Here is a 15,185-nt window from a genome sequence, read left to right on the forward strand (position 1 = left end):
GTCACTGCCTGAAAAAACAGAAAAGGGTCTGTGGGTTATGAAACACATTGCTATCGGCATTCTCGGCGTCGCCACGCTCGGACTGATGGCGTCGGCCGCGTCGGCCGGCACGCTCGACACCGTCAAGGCGAAGGGCTTCATCCAGTGCGGCGTCTCGACCGGTCTGGCCGGCTTCTCGGCGCCGGACGACAAGGGCGACTGGCAAGGCATCGACGCCGATTTCTGCCGCGCGGTTGCCGCCGCCGTCTTCGGTGATGGCACCAAGGTCAAGTTCACGCCGCTCAGCGCCAAGGAGCGCTTCACCGCGCTGCAGTCCGGCGAGGTCGACATCCTGTCGCGCAACACCACCTGGACGATCAACCGCGACACCGCGCTTGGCCTGAATTTCATCGGCACGACCTACTATGACGGCCAGGGTTTCATGATCAACGCCAAGAAGCTGCCGGGCGTCAATTCGGCGCTGCAGCTTTCGGGCGCCGCCGTCTGCGTGCAGAGCGGCACGACCACCGAGCTCAACCTCGCCGACTACTTCAAGGCGAACAAGATGGAGTACAATCCGGTCGTCTTCGAGAAGCTGGAAGAGGTCAACGCCGCCTATGATGCCGGCCGCTGCGACGTCTACACCACCGACCAGTCGGGCCTTTACGGCATTCGCTTGACGCTCGGCTCGCCGGCCGATCACGTCGTGCTGCCCGAGATCATCTCGAAGGAGCCGCTCGGACCTGCCGTTCGCCAGGGCGACGACCAGTGGTACCACATCGTCAAGTGGACCTATTTCGCTCTGCTCGACGCCGAGGAGCTCGGCATCACCAAGGCCAATGTCGACGAGATGAAGAACTCCGCCAGCCCGGAGATCAAGCGCGTGCTCGGCCAGGAGGCCGACACCAAGATCGGCACCGATCTCGGCGTCTCCAACGACTGGGTCGTCAACATCGTCAAGGCGACCGGCAATTACGGCGAAATGTTCGACCGCAATGTCGGTTCGGGCAGCCCGCTGAAGATCGCCCGCGGCATCAACGCGCTGTGGACCAAGGGCGGCCTGCAATACGCTCCGCCGATCCGCTGATCGAAATGTGATCCGGAAGGCAGGCACCTGCCTTCCGGTTTCTCTTTCACAGGGGACGTGACATGGCATCGCAGGAAATCCTACGCGAGGAGCCGAGCCGCGGCTCCTTCGTCAATGATCCGAGAATACGCAGTCTCTTCTTCCAGACGCTGGTCGTCGTCTTGTTGTTCGGCTCCATCTGGTGGATCGTGCAGAACGTCATCGACAATCTGCATCGCCTGCACATCGCCTCGGGCTTCGGCTTCCTCAAGGGGCGCGCCGGCTTCGACATATCGGACACGCCGATCGCCTATACGTCGGACTCGACCTATGGCCGAGCCATCATCGTCGGCCTGATCAACACCATCATCGTTGCCGCCGCCGGCATCATCACCGCCACCATCATCGGCTTCATCATCGGCATCGGTCGCCTGTCGCAGAACTGGCTGATCCAGAAGATCTGCACGGTCTATGTCGAGATTTTCCGCAACATCCCGCCGCTGCTGGTCATCTTCTTCTGGTATTCCGGCGTGCTCGCCGTGCTGCCGGCGCCGCGCGACTCCTATCATCTGCCCTTCGGCTCCTTCCTCAACCAGCGCGGCTTCTATTTTCCGCGCCCGGTCTGGGGCGACGGCTCCTGGCTGATCCTGGTCGCCCTCGTCGTGGGCATCGCGATGTCGTGGTTCGTCGCCCGCAGGGCGCGTCAGCGGCAGATGGCGACAGGCCAGCAATTTCCCGTGTTCTGGACTTCCGCCGCGCTGATCGTCGGCCTGCCGCTGCTCGCTTACGTGCTGAGCGGCTTTCCGCTGAGCTTCGATCTTCCAAAACAGTCGACGTTCAACCTGACCGGCGGCTTCCAGGTCAAGCCGGAATTCCTGTCGCTCTATCTGGCGCTATCCTGCTACACGGCGGCCTTCATCGCCGAAATCGTGCGCGCCGGCATCAGGGGCGTCAGCAAGGGCCAGACCGAGGCGGCGGCAGCGCTTGGTCTGCGATCCGGGTCGATCCTGCGGCTGGTCGTGGTGCCGCAGGCCATGCGCATCGTCATTCCGCCGCTGACCAGCCAGTATCTCAACCTGACCAAGAACTCCTCGCTGGCGATTGCCATCGGTTATCCCGACCTGACGGCGACAGCCGGCACGGTTCTGAACCAGACCGGACAAGCGGTCGAAGGCGTGCTGATCATGATGATCGCCTATCTCATACTCAGCCTGGTGACCTCGGCCGTGATGAACGTGGTCAACGCCAGAATGGCGCTGGTGGAGAGGTAGAGCCATGCAGGAACACGACATGTCCTGGGTGCGGACCGAAATGGCGCTGGCGCAGCCCGCGCCAGCGAGCGTCAGCGGTCCCGTCGCCTGGGTGCGCAGGAACCTGATCGGTTCGGTCGGCGACACCATCCTCACCATCCTCGGCATCGTCATCGTCGCCTGGGTACTGCCGCAGGTCATCAACTGGGCGTTCATCAACGCACAGTGGACCGGGCCGGACCGCACGGTCTGCGCGACCGTTGCGCAAGGCGGCATTCAGCCCGACGGCTGGAGCGGCGCCTGCTGGGCTTTCGTCAATGCCAAGTTCGGCCAGTTCATGTTCGGCACCTATCCGGTCGAGGAGCGCTGGCGGCCGATCCTGGTCGCCATCCTGTTCGTGGCACTGCTGGTGCCGATGCTGATGCCACGTGTGCCGCGCAAGGGGTTGAACGCGATCCTGCTGTTCCTGGTGCTGCCGATCGTTTCCTTCTTCCTTCTGGTCGGCGGCATATTCGGCCTGCCGCATGTCGAAACCTCACGCTGGGGCGGGCTGCTGATCACGCTGAGCCTGTCCTTCGTCGGCATCGCCGTGTCGCTGCCGCTGGGCACTGTGCTGGCGCTCGGCCGGCGCTCGAAGATGCCGATCGTCAAGATGCTGTGCGTCATCTTCATCGAAGCCGTGCGCGGCATACCGCTGATCACGGTGCTGTTCTTCGTCAGCGTCATGCTGCCGCTGTTCCTGCCGGCCGGCGTCACCTTCGACAAATATCTGAGGGCGCTGATCGGCGTGTCGCTGTTTGCCGCCGCCTACATGGCCGAAGTCGTGCGCGGCGGCCTGCAGGCGATCCCGAAGGGACAGTATGAAGGCGCCGATTCGCTCGGCCTCGGCTACTGGCAGAAGATGGGCCTGATAGTGCTGCCGCAGGCGCTGAAGCTGGTCATTCCCGGCATCGTCAACACCTTCATCGGCATGTTCAAGGACACCAGCCTGGTCCTCATCATCTCGATGTTCGACCTGCTCGGCATCGTCAAGCAGAACTTCTCCGATGCCAACTGGGCAACGGCGCAGACCGCGAAATCCGGTCTTGTGTTCGCGGCCTTCGTCTTCTGGCTGTTCTGCTTCGGCATGTCGCGCTATTCAATGTACACGGAACGCCGGCTCGACACCGGCTACAAACGCTAAACAAAAGAACAAGGGGACCCAGCCATGGCCACCGAAAACGCCGTCAGCGCGGAAGAGATCAAGGTCAACGCCGCCAAGATGCAGATTTCCACCACCGATGTCGCCATCGACATCGTCGCCATGCACAAATGGTACGGCGAGTTCCATGTGCTGAAGGACATCAACCTGAAAGTGATGCGCGGCGAGCGCATCGTCATTTGCGGCCCGTCCGGCTCCGGCAAGTCGACCATGATCCGCTGCATCAACCGGCTGGAGGAGCACCAGAAGGGCAAGATCATCGTCGACGGCAAGGAACTCACCAACGATCTCAAGAAGATCGACGAGGTGCGCCGCGAGGTCGGCATGGTGTTCCAGCACTTCAACCTGTTCCCGCATCTGACCATCCTGGAGAACTGCACACTGGCGCCGATCTGGGTGCGCAAGACGCCGAAGAAGCAGGCCGAGGAAATCGCCATGCATTTCCTCAAGCGTGTCAAGATTCCCGAGCAGGCCAACAAATATCCGGGCCAGCTTTCCGGCGGCCAACAGCAGCGCGTGGCGATCGCACGCTCGCTGTGCATGAACCCGCGCATCATGCTGTTCGACGAGCCGACCTCGGCGCTCGACCCTGAAATGATCAAGGAAGTGCTGGAGACCATGGTGGGGCTGGCCGAGGAAGGCATGACCATGCTGTGCGTCACCCACGAGATGGGTTTTGCGCGGAAAGTCGCCAACCGGGTGATCTTCATGGATCAGGGCCAGATCGTCGAGCAGAACACGCCGGCCGAGTTCTTCGACCATCCGCGCCACGAACGCACGAAACTGTTCCTGTCGCAGATTCTGCACTGAGCGCTTCACTGGAATCAGGGGAAGCCCGGCCGTGCCATGGCCGGGCTTTTTGCGTCTGGCCGATCGGATAATGATCTTCTCCATTGAGCCGCGACGAATCGCGAAGCCGCACCGATGAAAAAACTCCTGCGTTTGCTGGTCATGCTGGTTGCCGCAGTGGTGCTCGCTTTGTCGCTCGGCACGCTGGTGCCGCGGCCGCTCTGGCCCACGGCTGCCGCAGGCGAGGGCACGCGGCGCATATTGGTGCTGAAGAACCCAATCCACACCGACATCGCCATTCCGGTGGATGACGGGGTGCGCCGGCGCTTCCGTTTTCTTGCCGATGCCGGCCTGCCTTCGGACGCCCCCGAAGTGCGCTACCTCGTCTTCGGCTGGGGCGGGCGCGCCTTCTACCTGGAAACGCCGACATGGTCGCAAGTGAAGGCGCTGCCGGTATTCAAGGCGCTGACACTCGATGCTTCGGTGATGCATGTCGACGTCGCCGGCGATATCTCCGAGCCGCGCCCCGATATCGCCGGCTTCGACGTGGACGAGGACCGTTTTGCCGCGTTGCTCGACTTTGTCGAAGCGAGTTTTCAGCAGGGACCGAGCGGCCCGATCGTCATCGACAATGCCGCCTATTCCAATTTCGACCGTTTTTATGAGGCCAATGGCCGTTTCAACGCGCTGATCGGCTGCAACACCTGGGCTGCGGCCGCACTGCGCACTGCCGGCCTGCGCACCGGCTGGTGGAACCCGCTGCCGGCATCGCTTGGGTTGTCGATGCGGCTGTATAATTAGCTTTGCCGCAGTTGCTTTCAGCGACGGATGATGTTCTGCTGTTCCCAGCCGTAAAGCCAATCCAAATCCGCCGCGAGCTTCTCTCCTGGCCGAGTCGCCAGGACCAGATTGCGCGCCAATGCCACCGGTCCCCGGGCGTGCCAGGCGAGGCGGTTGAGCGCGCCGCGTTTCAGCACCTTTTCGATGCGCGGTCGTCTTAGGTGCTCCCAGATGGTGAGGCTTTGTGTCAGGTCGCCGGGGAAGTCGGCGAGGAGGTTGGCAAGCGTCGCGGCGTCCTCGATTGCCATGGCGGCACCTTGCGCCGCGAACGGCGTCATTGCGTGCGCGGCGTCGCCGATCAGCGCGATGCCGGCTGGCATTGTCCAAGGCTGTCTCTGTTCGACGGTATGCAGCGGCCAGGTCAGCCACGGGCCGGCTATTTCCACCAGCTTCACGAGTCCTGGCGCGGTGCCGCGCATGGCGGCGGCGAGTATGCCGGGATCGGCATGGCCGGACCAGCCCTCGGTAATGCGCTCGCCTTTGGTGAAGGCGACGAGGTTGAATGCGTCGCCCTTACTGACGGGATAGACGACCATGTGGAAACCCGTATGCAGGAAAGTCGTGACGCAATCGGCTGCACCGATCGCGGCGAAGGCCCGCCCGGCGCTGCTGTCTGCCGCGACGGTGGTGCGCCAGGCCAACTCTCCCGAAAAACGGCTTCTTGGCGATGCCATCCTTTGTGCATCGACAAGCTCGCGCACCGACGACCAGACGCCATCGGCGCCGACCAGCAAGGAGCCTTGTTCCTCCGCCGTATTGCCACCTATCTCGACGGCCGCCGTGACACCATGGCTGCCAGTCGCAATTCTTTGGACGCGCGCCCCGACGGTGAGATGGATATCAGGTATCTCGGCAACCCGTGCCATCAACGCGCTCTGCACATCGGCCCGGTGGGCGACGAGATAGGGCGCGCCCCAGCGGCTCTCGCCGGCTTCCCCTAGCGGCACGCGCGCCAGTTGGCGCAACGTCCTTGCGTCCTTCAATACCACGGCCTCCGGCCTTACCACCGCCGACAGCAGTCGGTCGAGCACGCCGAGTTGACGAAGGATGCGTGTCGCATTGGGAGAGAGCTGGATGCCCGCGCCGACCGCTTCAAGGCGCTGCGCCTGCTCGAACACCTGCACGGGATAACCGCGTTCGGCGAAGGCAACCGCCGCGGTCAGTCCGGCAATGCCAGCTCCGGCGATGACGACTTGCCGGGAGCGCGTGTCGTCCATCCGGTTTGCCGCGAAAGGCTTCAGGCGGCCTGGTCGATGTAGAGGCAGCCCGCGGGCAGGGTTTCCGTCGCCTTCAGCTTTGGCGAATAGCGGTAGAGGGTCGAGCAGTAGGGGCAGACTTTCTCATTGTCGTCGCCCATGTCGAGAAACACATGCGGATGATCGAAAGGCGGGTTGGCGCCCGTGCACATGAATTCCTTGACCCCGATGTCGATTGCCGGATGGCCCGCATCGTTCTGGAAATGGGGAATGGAACCGCCTGCCATCGTCGTCTCCTTAACGCAGTCTCTCTGCATCTGGATCATATCAAGCCTGTTTGCAAGTTCGATGAAATCAAACTGTCGCAAAAGCCTGTCAGAGAACTGTCGCAAAAGCCTGCCACAGGATAAGTTAAGCCGGTTAACCGGCTAAAGCGGGCGGAAGATCAGGAATCATGAACGAATTGAAGCCGGTACAGAGCGAATTCAACAACGTCACGGCAGCGAGCCCGGAAGGCAATCCGGACCGTTTCGTCAACCGCGAGTTCTCCTGGCTGCAGTTCAATCGCCGCGTTCTCGAAGAATCGCTGAACACCCATCACCCGCTGCTGGAGCGCGTCCGCTTCCTGTCGATCTCGGCGGCCAATCTCGACGAGTTCTTCATGGTGCGCGTCGCCGGCCTTGCCGGCCAGGTGCGCGAGGGCATCGTGCTGAAGAGCCCGGACGGACGCACCCCCGAACAGCAGCTCGAACAATTGCTGCATGAAGTCGAGCGGCTGCAGGAAGACCAGCAGAAGAGCCTTTCGGCACTCACGGTTCTGCTCAACAAGGAAGGCATCGAGAGCATCACCCGCGATGCGCTGACCAAGGACGAAAAGGTCTGGCTGGAAGAGCATTTCCAGGACCAGGTGTTTCCAGTGCTCACCCCGCTGTCGATCGACCCGGCGCATCCGTTCCCGTTCATTCCCAATCTCGGCTTCTCCATGGCGCTGCAGCTTCGCCACCGCAAGAATGGCGAGGAGATGAGCGCATTGCTGCGCCTGCCGGTGGCGCTGAAGCGCTTTATCCGCCTTCCGGACCGCAAGAACCATGTCCGCTTCATTCCGCTGGAGGAGGCGGTCGGCCTTTACATCGGCAAGCTGTTCCCCGGCTACGAGGTCAAGGGCTCCGGCACGTTCCGCATCATCCGCGACAGCGATATCGAGGTCGAAGAGGAGTCGGAAGACCTTGTGCGGCTGTTCGAAACGGCGCTGAAGCGTCGCCGCCGCGGTTCGGTTATCCGCATCGAGTTCGACATGCTGATGCCGGGGGAATTGCGCGATTTCGTCGCCGGCGAGCTTGGCGTCTCGTCGAGCCGCATCAGCGTGCTCACCGGGCCGCTGGCGCTCAGCCAGATCTCCGAGATCGTCTCCGTTCCCCGCGACGACCTGAAGTTCACGCCCTACAATCCACGCTTTCCCGAACGTATCCGCGAGCATGGCGGCGACTGTTTTGCCGCCATCCGCGAGAAGGATATCGTCGTCCATCACCCCTACGAGTCGTTCGACGTGGTGGTGCAGTTCCTGCGCCAGGCAATGGCCGACCCCGAAGTGGTGGCGATCAAGCAGACACTCTATCGCACCTCCAACGACAGCCCGATCGTGCGTGCGCTGGTCGACGCGGCCGAGGCTGGCAAGTCGGTGACGGCGCTGGTCGAGCTCAAGGCGCGTTTCGACGAGGAAGCCAACATCCGCTGGGCGCGCGATCTCGAACGCGCCGGCGTGCAGGTCGTGTTCGGTTTCCTCGAACTCAAGACCCACGCCAAGATGTCGCTGGTGGTGCGGCGCGAGGACGGCAAGCTGCGCAACTACGTCCATCTCGGCACCGGCAACTACCATCCGGTGACGGCGCGCATCTACACCGACCTGTCCTTCTTCACCACCGATCCGACGATTGCCCGCGACGTCGCCCAATTGTTCAATTTCATCACCGGCTATGCCGAGCCGACCGCCGAAATGCGGCTGGCGATCTCGCCCTTCACGCTGAGGAACCGCATCCTCCAGCACATTTCAGCCGAGATTACCCATGCGTTGGAGGGACGGCCGGCGCGCATCTGGATGAAGATGAACGCGCTCGTCGATCCCATCATCATCGATGCGCTCTATGATGCCAGCCGCGCCGGCGTGGAAATCGACCTCGTCGTGCGCGGCATATGCTGTCTGCGGCCGCAGGTGCCGGGCCTGTCGGAGAACATCAGGGTCAAGTCGATCGTTGGCCGGTTCCTCGAGCACAGCCGTATCTATTGCTTCGGCAACGGCCATGGCCTTCCCGCGGACGAGGCGATTGTCTACATCTCCTCGGCCGACCTGATGCCGCGCAATCTCGACCGCCGCGTCGAGACCATGGTGCCGATCACCAATCCAACTGTGCATGAACAGATTCTGGGCCAGATCATGCTGGGCAACATCATGGACAATCAGCAAAGTTTCGACGTATTGGCTGATGGAACCTCCCGGCGCGTGGTGCTAGAGGAGGGCGAGGAACCGTTCAACGCGCAGGAATATTTCATGACCAATCCGAGCCTGTCGGGACGGGGTGACGCGCTGAAATCGCATGCGCCCAAGCGAATCGCGCAGTTCAAGCGCCGCAAGAAGAACGCCACCACCTGATGCTGTTCAATTCCCAGGGCCGGCTGCAGGACCGCCGACCGCTGTCCATCATCGACATCGGATCCAATTCGATCCGTCTTGTCGTCTATGAGGGGCTGGCGCGTTCGCCGACCGTGCTGTTCAACGAAAAGATGCTGGCCGGCCTCGGCCGCGGCATCGTCTCGACAGGGAAGCTCGACCCCGAAGGGGTGGCGCGCTCGATGGAGGAGTTTCGCCGTTTCCGCGCGCTCTCCGACCAGGCCGGTGCCGAACACATGTACGTGCTGGCAACCGCCGCGGCCCGTGAGGCGATCAACGGTCCCGATTTCATCCATCGCGCCGAGGAGGTGCTCAAGACCGAGATCCGCGTGCTCTCCGGCCGCCAGGAAGCGCATTATTCCGCGCTCGGCGTCATCTCAGGTTTTCATCCGGCCAACGGTATTGCCGGCGACCTTGGCGGCGGCAGCCTGGAACTGATCGACATCGATGGCGAGGCGATCGGCGACGGCATCACGCTGCCGCTCGGCGGTCTGCGCCTGCAGGACATGGCGAAGAACTCGCTCGTCCAGGCGCAGAAGATCGCACGCCAGGAACTGGCCCGGGCCAAGCTCTTGAAGGGCGGGCAGGGCAGGACTTTCTACGCCGTCGGCGGCACCTGGCGAAACCTCGCCAGGCTGCACATGGAGATGAACAACTACCCGCTCGGCGTCATGCACCACTACGAGATATCGGCCGACAGTGCCCAAACCTTCCTCAAGCAGGTGGCCAGGGGCGAGGTCGAAAAGGTGAGGGGTATCGAGGGCGTCTCCAAGAACCGCCGCTCGCTGCTGCCATACGGCGCGCTCGTGCTGCAGGAAATCATGACGGCGATGCAACCGTCCAGGATCGTCGTTTCGGCGCAAGGCGTGCGCGAAGGCTTTCTCTATTCACTGCTCGAGGCGGCCGAGCAGAAGGCCGATCCGCTGATCTCGGCCGCCGAGGAGCTTGCGCTTTTGCGCTCGCGTTCGGTCCACCACGCGCATGATCTGGTCGAATGGACCGGCAAGGCCTTCAAGGCTTTCGGCATCGACGAGACGGAAGACGAAGCGCGCTATCGCCATGCCGCCTGCCTGCTTGCCGATATCGGCTGGCGCGCTCATCCGGAATATCGCGGCAAGCAGTCGCTCAACATCATCGCGCACGCGTCCTTCATCGGCGTCGATCATCCCGGCCGCGCCTACCTGGCGCTGACCAACGCCTACCGTCATGACGGCGTCTTCAATGAATTGGTGGCGCCCGAAATCAAGGCGCTGGCGCCGCCCCGCCTGTTGGAGCGTGCCCGCGTGCTGGCGGCGATGATGCGCGTCGTCTATCTGCTGACGGCCGCGATGCCCGGCATCATGCCGAGGCTGAAATGGGAAAGCCGCGCCAACGGCGTGCTGGCGCTGGTGCTGCCGGCTTCGCTTTCCGATCTCTACGGCGAGCGGCCGGCCGGCCGGCTGGCGCAACTGGCGCGCGTCACCAATCGTCGTCTGGTGCTGGCGGTCGAGGGCGGCCAGAGCGTGTCGGTCAAATAGTCAAGTCGCGTCGGCGCCTATGCCGAAGCCTCGCCCGTCGGCCGACCATGCGCCGGCGCCAGCCATGGCAAGCGCCAGGAAACCGCCCGATATCGCGATATCCTTCATCAGCATCTGCTGGTGCAGGAAAGCGAGCGCCGCATCACCGGCGCCTTGGCCATGGTGGCCGATATAGCCGGCCGCAATGCAGAAGGCGGCCAGCAGCAGCGCGACGATCCGCGTCTGGAACCCAACGAGGATCAGCAGTCCCGCGATCAGCTCGAAAAGCCCGGTGCCCCAGGCGGCGAGCGCCGGCAGCGGCAGGCCAAGACCGGAGAAATAGCTGGTGGTCCCGGCAATATTGGCGAGCGCCTGGAAGCCGGACGGCACGAACAGCACGGCAAACAGCAGCCGCGAAACTATAAGCAATGCATTGCGACCCATGGCACCCTCCCTTGCCGGCACGGTCACCGGCGACCATTGCAGTCTACGCCTGTGATCACACAACGAAAAAGCGGCGCGGAAAATTCCGCGCCGCTTGTTTCGGGTCCTTGGGAGGGGAAAGCGTCAGCCGCGCTTGGCGTCGATCGAATAGGCGCCGGCGCCCGAGGAGGCGAGCAGGATGAAGCCGCCGGTGATGGCGAGGTTCTTGAGGAACTGGATCATCTGCATCTGGTCGGCCCAGCCGGTGTGGGCGACCAGCCCGGTTGCGATCGTGAAGATGGCGAGCACCCAGGCGGCGATCCTGGTCTGGAAACCGACGAGGACGGCAAGACCGCCAAGCAGCTCGATCAGGCCGACGATGACGGCCGTCGCCGTCGGTGCCGGCAGGCCGAGGCCGCCGAAATAGGCGGCGGTGCCGGAAATGGCTGACAGCTTGCCGAATCCGGAAAGCAGGAAAATGACTGCGAGCAGGATACGGCCGAGAAGGATGGTGACAGAACTGTTGGACGCGGTGCCGGCGCCGGCGGCGGAAGTGTTGATGGACATGGTGGCTCTCCGAATGGGTTGAATGACCACTCACATAGACGATGCCGACTGTTCACCAAAGTCGGCTATGCGGCGACACATTGTTCACAGGAAGGATGTTTTCGGGATTGGCGGCCGCGCGCGAAAATCGTGTCGCGGGATTGGGTTGGAGAAGTAAATTGTGCTGCCGCAAAACGGGATCCTCGGTTCCGAAGTTTGCGAGCACTTGCTTCGGAGATTAGCCGAGACGCTCGTGACGTCGTCATCCACGGGCGAAGCAAGGAGCGAAGCGACGCGCGCAGACCCGAGGATCCATGCCGCGACCTCAAAACGGTCGCAAGCGGTGGAGGATCTACACCGTTGTGCCCTTCGACTGAAGTAGCGGCATGGATTCCAGGGTCTTCGCGACGGAGCTTCGCTCCTGCATCGCCCTGGAATGACGACCTCTTGGGCCTGTCCGCAGGGACCTACCCCGGATGGGTCATGTCCTCCGGCCGCACCAGACGGTCATAGTCGGCCTCGCTGACCAGTCCGGTTGCCAGCGCTTCCTCGCGCAGCGTCGTGCCTTTCTTGTGCGCGGTCTTGGCGATCTTGGCCGCGTTGTCGTAGCCGATGGTGGGCGCAAGCGCAGTCACCAGCATCAGCGAACGGTCGAGGGCCGCCTTGATGTTGTCCTCTCGCGCCTCGATGCCGACGACGCAATTGTCGGTGAAGGAGACCGAAGCGTCGGCCAGCAGCTGCACCGACTGGAGGAAGTTGTAGGCCATCAGCGGATTGTAGACGTTGAGCTCGAAATGGCCCTGGCTGCCGGCGAATGTTAGCGCCGCATTGTTGCCGAACACCTGCACGCAGACCTGCGTCAGCGCTTCGCACTGGGTCGGGTTGACCTTGCCCGGCATGATCGAGGAGCCGGGCTCGTTTTCCGGCAGCGACAATTCACCGAGGCCCGAGCGCGGGCCGGAGCCAAGGAAACGGATGTCGTTGGCGATCTTGAACAGTGCCGCGGCCGCCGCATTGATGGCGCCGTGCGAGAAAACCATGGAATCGTGGGCGGCGAGCGCTTCGAACTTGTTCGGCGCGGTGACGAAGGTGATTCCCGATATGGCGGCGATACGATCGGCCACCCGCTCGGCGAAACCGACCGGCGCGTTGAGGCCTGTACCCACGGCGGTGCCGCCTTGCGCCAGTTCCTGCAGGCCGGGCAGCGTCAATTCGATGCGCTTGATCGACGAGGCGACCTGCGCCGCGTAGCCGGAGAATTCCTGGCCGAGGGTAAGGGGGGTGGCATCCTGCGTGTGGGTGCGGCCGATCTTGATGATGTGATTGAAGTCCCGGCTCTTGGCGGCGAGCGCCTTGTGCAGGTGCTTCAGCGCCGGCAAGAGGTCGTGCACGATGCGCTCGGCGCAGGCAATGTGCATGGCCGTCGGGTAGGTGTCGTTCGACGACTGGCTCATATTGACGTGGTCGTTCGGGTGCACCGGCTTCTTCGAGCCCATGACGCCGCCCAGCATTTCGATCGCGCGGTTCGAGATCACCTCGTTGGCGTTCATGTTGGACTGCGTGCCCGAGCCGGTCTGCCAGACCACCAGCGGGAAATGATCGTTGAGCTTGCCGTCGATGACCTCTTGCGCGGCCTCGATGATCGCCTTGCCGATGGCCGGATCGAGCCGCTTGAGTTCCATATTGGCTTCCGCCGCCGCCCGCTTGACGATACCCAGCGCGCGCACGATCGAAGCCGGCTGCTTTTCCCAACCGATCTTGAAGTTTCCCAGGGAACGCTGGGCCTGCGCGCCCCAATACCGGTCGGCGGCAACCTCGATGGGGCCGAACGTATCGGTTTCAGTTCTGGTCTTTTCAGCGCTCACGGGAAATCTCCGGTCTGTCGATTTGCGCAAGGGCGTATCGCGTTGCACAAATGGCTTCAAGCGGAGAATGACGCGGGTGCGGATGCAAATCGGTTGAAGGAAAGGTCAATCTCCCCCCTCGTGGGGGAGATGCCCGGCAGGGCAGAGGGGGGCGCGAAGGATCGCGGCGTCTGGAAGATGAGATAACGGACACGGCGGCCCGGGATTGCGCATCGACAATCCGTTCCGCGACCTTCGAACAGGAGCGGAAGGCTGGCGGGACAGCGCCCCCCTCTGGCCTGCCGGCCATCTCCCCACAAGGGGGGAGATGGCCTGTCCTCACCCTGCCGTATAGCCGCCGTCGATGGCAAAGATCGCGCCGCTGGTCCAGGCGGCCTCGTCGCTGGCAAGATAGACCGCCATCCCGGCGAGGTCGTCAGGGCGGCCGATGCGGCCCAGCGGATAGCTGCGCTCGACATAGGCTTTCAGCTCCGCCTTTGCCTCGACCGGCAGGTTGTCGACGGTCTTGCGCCGCATGGCCGTGTCGACCGTGCCGGGCGCGATGGCGTTGACGCGGATGCCGCGCGGGCCAAGTTCGAAGGCGAGCGATTTGGTCAGCGAATTTAGCGCGCCCTTGGACAGGGAGTAGAGGCTGGACGGACGCTTCGGGATCATCTTGTCGGCGAAGTAGGACGAGATGTTGATGACGGATGCGCCGGTGCCGAAATGCTGCAGCAGCCCCTGTGTGAGGAAGAAGGCCGCCGACACATTGAGCGCGAAGGAGTGCTGGAACTGCGCCTCGCTGACGGTCTCGAATGGCACGAGATAGGCAACACCGGCATTGTTGACGAGAACGTCGAGCGGCCGGCCGGAAGCTTTCGCGTGCTCGACCGCCGCTGCTATGCCGGGGCTGGTGGCGAGATCGGCCGACAATGTCTCAACGGTGCCGACCGGGCCGGAAGCCGTCAGCTTCTGGCGAGCGGCTTCGAGCTTGCCCGCGTCGCGGCCGACGATCAGCACATCGGCGCCCTCGCGCAGGAATGCCTCGGCGATCGCCAGGCCGATGCCGTCCGATCCACCGGTGATCAACGCCCGCTTGCCGTGAAGCCTCATCGCTCACCTCACCATGTGCTTGGCATCAAACAGAGGGATCGCACCGCATGTGCGCGACGGGGTCAAGCCATCAGGCTATCCCAGGGTATGAACTTCGGCAGCCGACTGCTCACGCGCGGGCGGTCGAGCGATCCCGAGTGGCCAGCCGCGCGGCGACATAGTTCTTAACCTGCCGGATCGCCTGTTCGCGCGAGACGCTGCCTGGCTGCAGGCCGAGGCGAAGCCAAAGTCCGTCGATCAAGGCCGTGACGCCAAGCGCGATGTCGTCGGCCTCGCTGGGTGAGGCGAGGCCGCGCAGGCCGGACAACAGGTTCGAGCGCATGCGCCCGTGGATCACCTTCTGGATGCGCGCCAGCTTTTCATCGCGCGGCACCTCGGCGCAGAGCGAAAGCCAGGCATGGCAAAGAGGCGGCAGGAAGAGATGCTCCTCGAAATTGCCCTCGATCACCGCATCCAGGCGTTCCATCGACGTCCGTGCCTGGCGAAGCCTTGCGACCACCGCGTCGCCCAGGACCGCGTTGGCCTCGCGCATGGCGTGCTCGAACAGTTCCTGCTTGTTGCGGAAGTAGTGCAGCACGATGCCTTTGGAGGCACCGGCCTGGGCGGCGACCTTTTCCAGCGTGGCCCCAGCAATGCCTTCGCGCTCCAGAACCGCGAAGGCCGCCTGCCGCAATTCCTTGCGGCGTATGTCGCCGAGGCGCTTCAGTTTCACGGGATCGTTCCATGCATCACGAATCCACGTTGACATTTTCGTCCCGCGAGATCAATCATTGACCA

Annotated in this window: 14 protein-coding genes; 7 read left to right on the forward strand and 7 right to left on the reverse strand. The window is 63.2% G+C overall.

Annotated features, from left to right (window positions below; translation table 11 throughout):
- Positions 1-37 precede the first annotated feature (37 nt).
- The 5 genes from EN804_RS13400 (at position 38) to EN804_RS13420 (ending at position 5,086) form a co-directional block, all read left to right on the forward strand.
- Positions 38-1,066, forward strand: a complete 1,029-nt coding sequence (locus EN804_RS13400) for an amino acid ABC transporter substrate-binding protein (protein WP_127871480.1) — start codon at positions 38-40, stop codon at positions 1,064-1,066.
- Positions 1,067-1,128: 62 nt separating this feature from the next.
- Complete coding sequence (locus EN804_RS13405) at positions 1,129-2,316, forward strand: amino acid ABC transporter permease (protein ID WP_135883567.1); 1,188 nt, start codon at positions 1,129-1,131, stop codon at positions 2,314-2,316.
- Positions 2,317-2,320: 4 nt separating this feature from the next.
- Complete coding sequence (locus tag EN804_RS13410) at positions 2,321-3,478, forward strand: amino acid ABC transporter permease (RefSeq protein ID WP_127277336.1); 1,158 nt, start codon at positions 2,321-2,323, stop codon at positions 3,476-3,478.
- A gap of 24 nt (positions 3,479-3,502) precedes the next feature.
- The gene (locus EN804_RS13415; RefSeq protein WP_127277334.1) at positions 3,503-4,306 is read left to right on the forward strand and encodes an amino acid ABC transporter ATP-binding protein; all 804 of its coding nucleotides are present in this window, start codon (positions 3,503-3,505) and stop codon (positions 4,304-4,306) included.
- A 114-nt stretch (positions 4,307-4,420) separates the two neighbouring features.
- Positions 4,421-5,086: a TIGR02117 family protein gene (locus tag EN804_RS13420; protein WP_135919720.1), complete on the forward strand. Its 666-nt coding sequence runs from the start codon at positions 4,421-4,423 to the stop codon at positions 5,084-5,086.
- A gap of 17 nt (positions 5,087-5,103) precedes the next feature.
- On the opposite strand, the gene EN804_RS13425 is transcribed toward EN804_RS13420, so the two are convergent.
- Together EN804_RS13425 and EN804_RS13430 are read right to left on the reverse strand one after the other, a co-directional pair.
- On the reverse strand, positions 5,104-6,342 hold the full coding sequence (locus EN804_RS13425; RefSeq protein ID WP_135919722.1) for an FAD-dependent monooxygenase: 1,239 nt from the start codon (positions 6,340-6,342) through the stop codon (positions 5,104-5,106).
- A gap of 20 nt (positions 6,343-6,362) precedes the next feature.
- Positions 6,363-6,608 (reverse strand): zinc-finger domain-containing protein, encoded by a 246-nt coding sequence (locus EN804_RS13430; RefSeq protein ID WP_015318409.1) that lies wholly within the window; start codon positions 6,606-6,608, stop codon positions 6,363-6,365.
- Positions 6,609-6,775: 167 nt separating this feature from the next.
- On the opposite strand from EN804_RS13430, the gene EN804_RS13435 reads away from it, so the two are divergent.
- Together EN804_RS13435 and ppx are read left to right on the forward strand one after the other, a co-directional pair.
- Positions 6,776-8,968, forward strand: a complete 2,193-nt coding sequence (locus tag EN804_RS13435; protein WP_135919724.1) for an RNA degradosome polyphosphate kinase — start codon at positions 6,776-6,778, stop codon at positions 8,966-8,968.
- Positions 8,968-10,503 carry an exopolyphosphatase gene (ppx, locus tag EN804_RS13440; protein WP_135919726.1) on the forward strand — a complete coding sequence of 512 codons (1,536 nt, stop codon included), beginning with the start codon at positions 8,968-8,970 and terminating at the stop codon, positions 10,501-10,503. The genes EN804_RS13435 and ppx overlap by 1 nt, the downstream gene beginning before the upstream one ends.
- Here ppx and EN804_RS13445 read toward each other — a convergent pair whose 3' ends face one another.
- The 5 genes from EN804_RS13445 to betI all read right to left on the reverse strand — a co-directional run bounded on the left by EN804_RS13445 (position 10,504) and on the right by betI (position 15,156).
- Positions 10,504-10,926 (reverse strand): DoxX family protein, encoded by a 423-nt coding sequence (locus EN804_RS13445; protein WP_135919728.1) that lies wholly within the window; start codon positions 10,924-10,926, stop codon positions 10,504-10,506.
- Between the two features lie 123 nt (positions 10,927-11,049).
- A complete protein-coding gene (locus EN804_RS13450) occupies positions 11,050-11,472 on the reverse strand; it encodes a DoxX family protein (RefSeq protein WP_127871488.1) in 423 nt (140 codons plus the stop codon).
- A gap of 446 nt (positions 11,473-11,918) precedes the next feature.
- The gene (gene fumC, locus EN804_RS13455; protein WP_135863853.1) at positions 11,919-13,316 is read right to left on the reverse strand and encodes a class II fumarate hydratase; all 1,398 of its coding nucleotides are present in this window, start codon (positions 13,314-13,316) and stop codon (positions 11,919-11,921) included.
- Positions 13,317-13,634: 318 nt separating this feature from the next.
- Positions 13,635-14,408: an SDR family oxidoreductase gene (locus EN804_RS13460; RefSeq protein ID WP_127871490.1), complete on the reverse strand. Its 774-nt coding sequence runs from the start codon at positions 14,406-14,408 to the stop codon at positions 13,635-13,637.
- Between the two features lie 109 nt (positions 14,409-14,517).
- On the reverse strand, positions 14,518-15,156 hold the full coding sequence (gene betI, locus EN804_RS13465; protein WP_135863855.1) for a transcriptional regulator BetI: 639 nt from the start codon (positions 15,154-15,156) through the stop codon (positions 14,518-14,520).
- Positions 15,157-15,185: the final 29 nt, after the last annotated feature.

It is taken from the genome of Mesorhizobium sp. M8A.F.Ca.ET.161.01.1.1, from assembly GCF_004792105.1.
GTDB lineage: Bacteria > Pseudomonadota > Alphaproteobacteria > Rhizobiales > Rhizobiaceae > Mesorhizobium.

Bases quoted from the DNA above. Each gene is read 5' to 3' on its own strand.
- EN804_RS13420 (WP_135919720.1), top strand. From the start codon at position 4,421: ATGAAAAAACTCCTGCGTTTGCTGGTCATGCTGGTTGCCGCAGTGGTG.
- EN804_RS13430 (WP_015318409.1), bottom strand. From the start codon at position 6,608: ATGGCAGGCGGTTCCATTCCCCATTTCCAGAACGATGCGGGCCATCCG.
- EN804_RS13415 (WP_127277334.1), top strand. From the start codon at position 3,503: ATGGCCACCGAAAACGCCGTCAGCGCGGAAGAGATCAAGGTCAACGCC.
- EN804_RS13425 (WP_135919722.1), bottom strand. From the start codon at position 6,342: ATGGACGACACGCGCTCCCGGCAAGTCGTCATCGCCGGAGCTGGCATT.
- EN804_RS13450 (WP_127871488.1), bottom strand. From the start codon at position 11,472: ATGTCCATCAACACTTCCGCCGCCGGCGCCGGCACCGCGTCCAACAGT.
- EN804_RS13460 (WP_127871490.1), bottom strand. From the start codon at position 14,408: ATGAGGCTTCACGGCAAGCGGGCGTTGATCACCGGTGGATCGGACGGC.
- EN804_RS13400 (WP_127871480.1), top strand. From the start codon at position 38: ATGAAACACATTGCTATCGGCATTCTCGGCGTCGCCACGCTCGGACTG.
- EN804_RS13445 (WP_135919728.1), bottom strand. From the start codon at position 10,926: ATGGGTCGCAATGCATTGCTTATAGTTTCGCGGCTGCTGTTTGCCGTG.
- EN804_RS13410 (WP_127277336.1), top strand. From the start codon at position 2,321: ATGCAGGAACACGACATGTCCTGGGTGCGGACCGAAATGGCGCTGGCG.
- ppx (WP_135919726.1), top strand. From the start codon at position 8,968: ATGCTGTTCAATTCCCAGGGCCGGCTGCAGGACCGCCGACCGCTGTCC.
- betI (WP_135863855.1), bottom strand. From the start codon at position 15,156: ATGTCAACGTGGATTCGTGATGCATGGAACGATCCCGTGAAACTGAAG.
- EN804_RS13435 (WP_135919724.1), top strand. From the start codon at position 6,776: ATGAACGAATTGAAGCCGGTACAGAGCGAATTCAACAACGTCACGGCA.
- EN804_RS13405 (WP_135883567.1), top strand. From the start codon at position 1,129: ATGGCATCGCAGGAAATCCTACGCGAGGAGCCGAGCCGCGGCTCCTTC.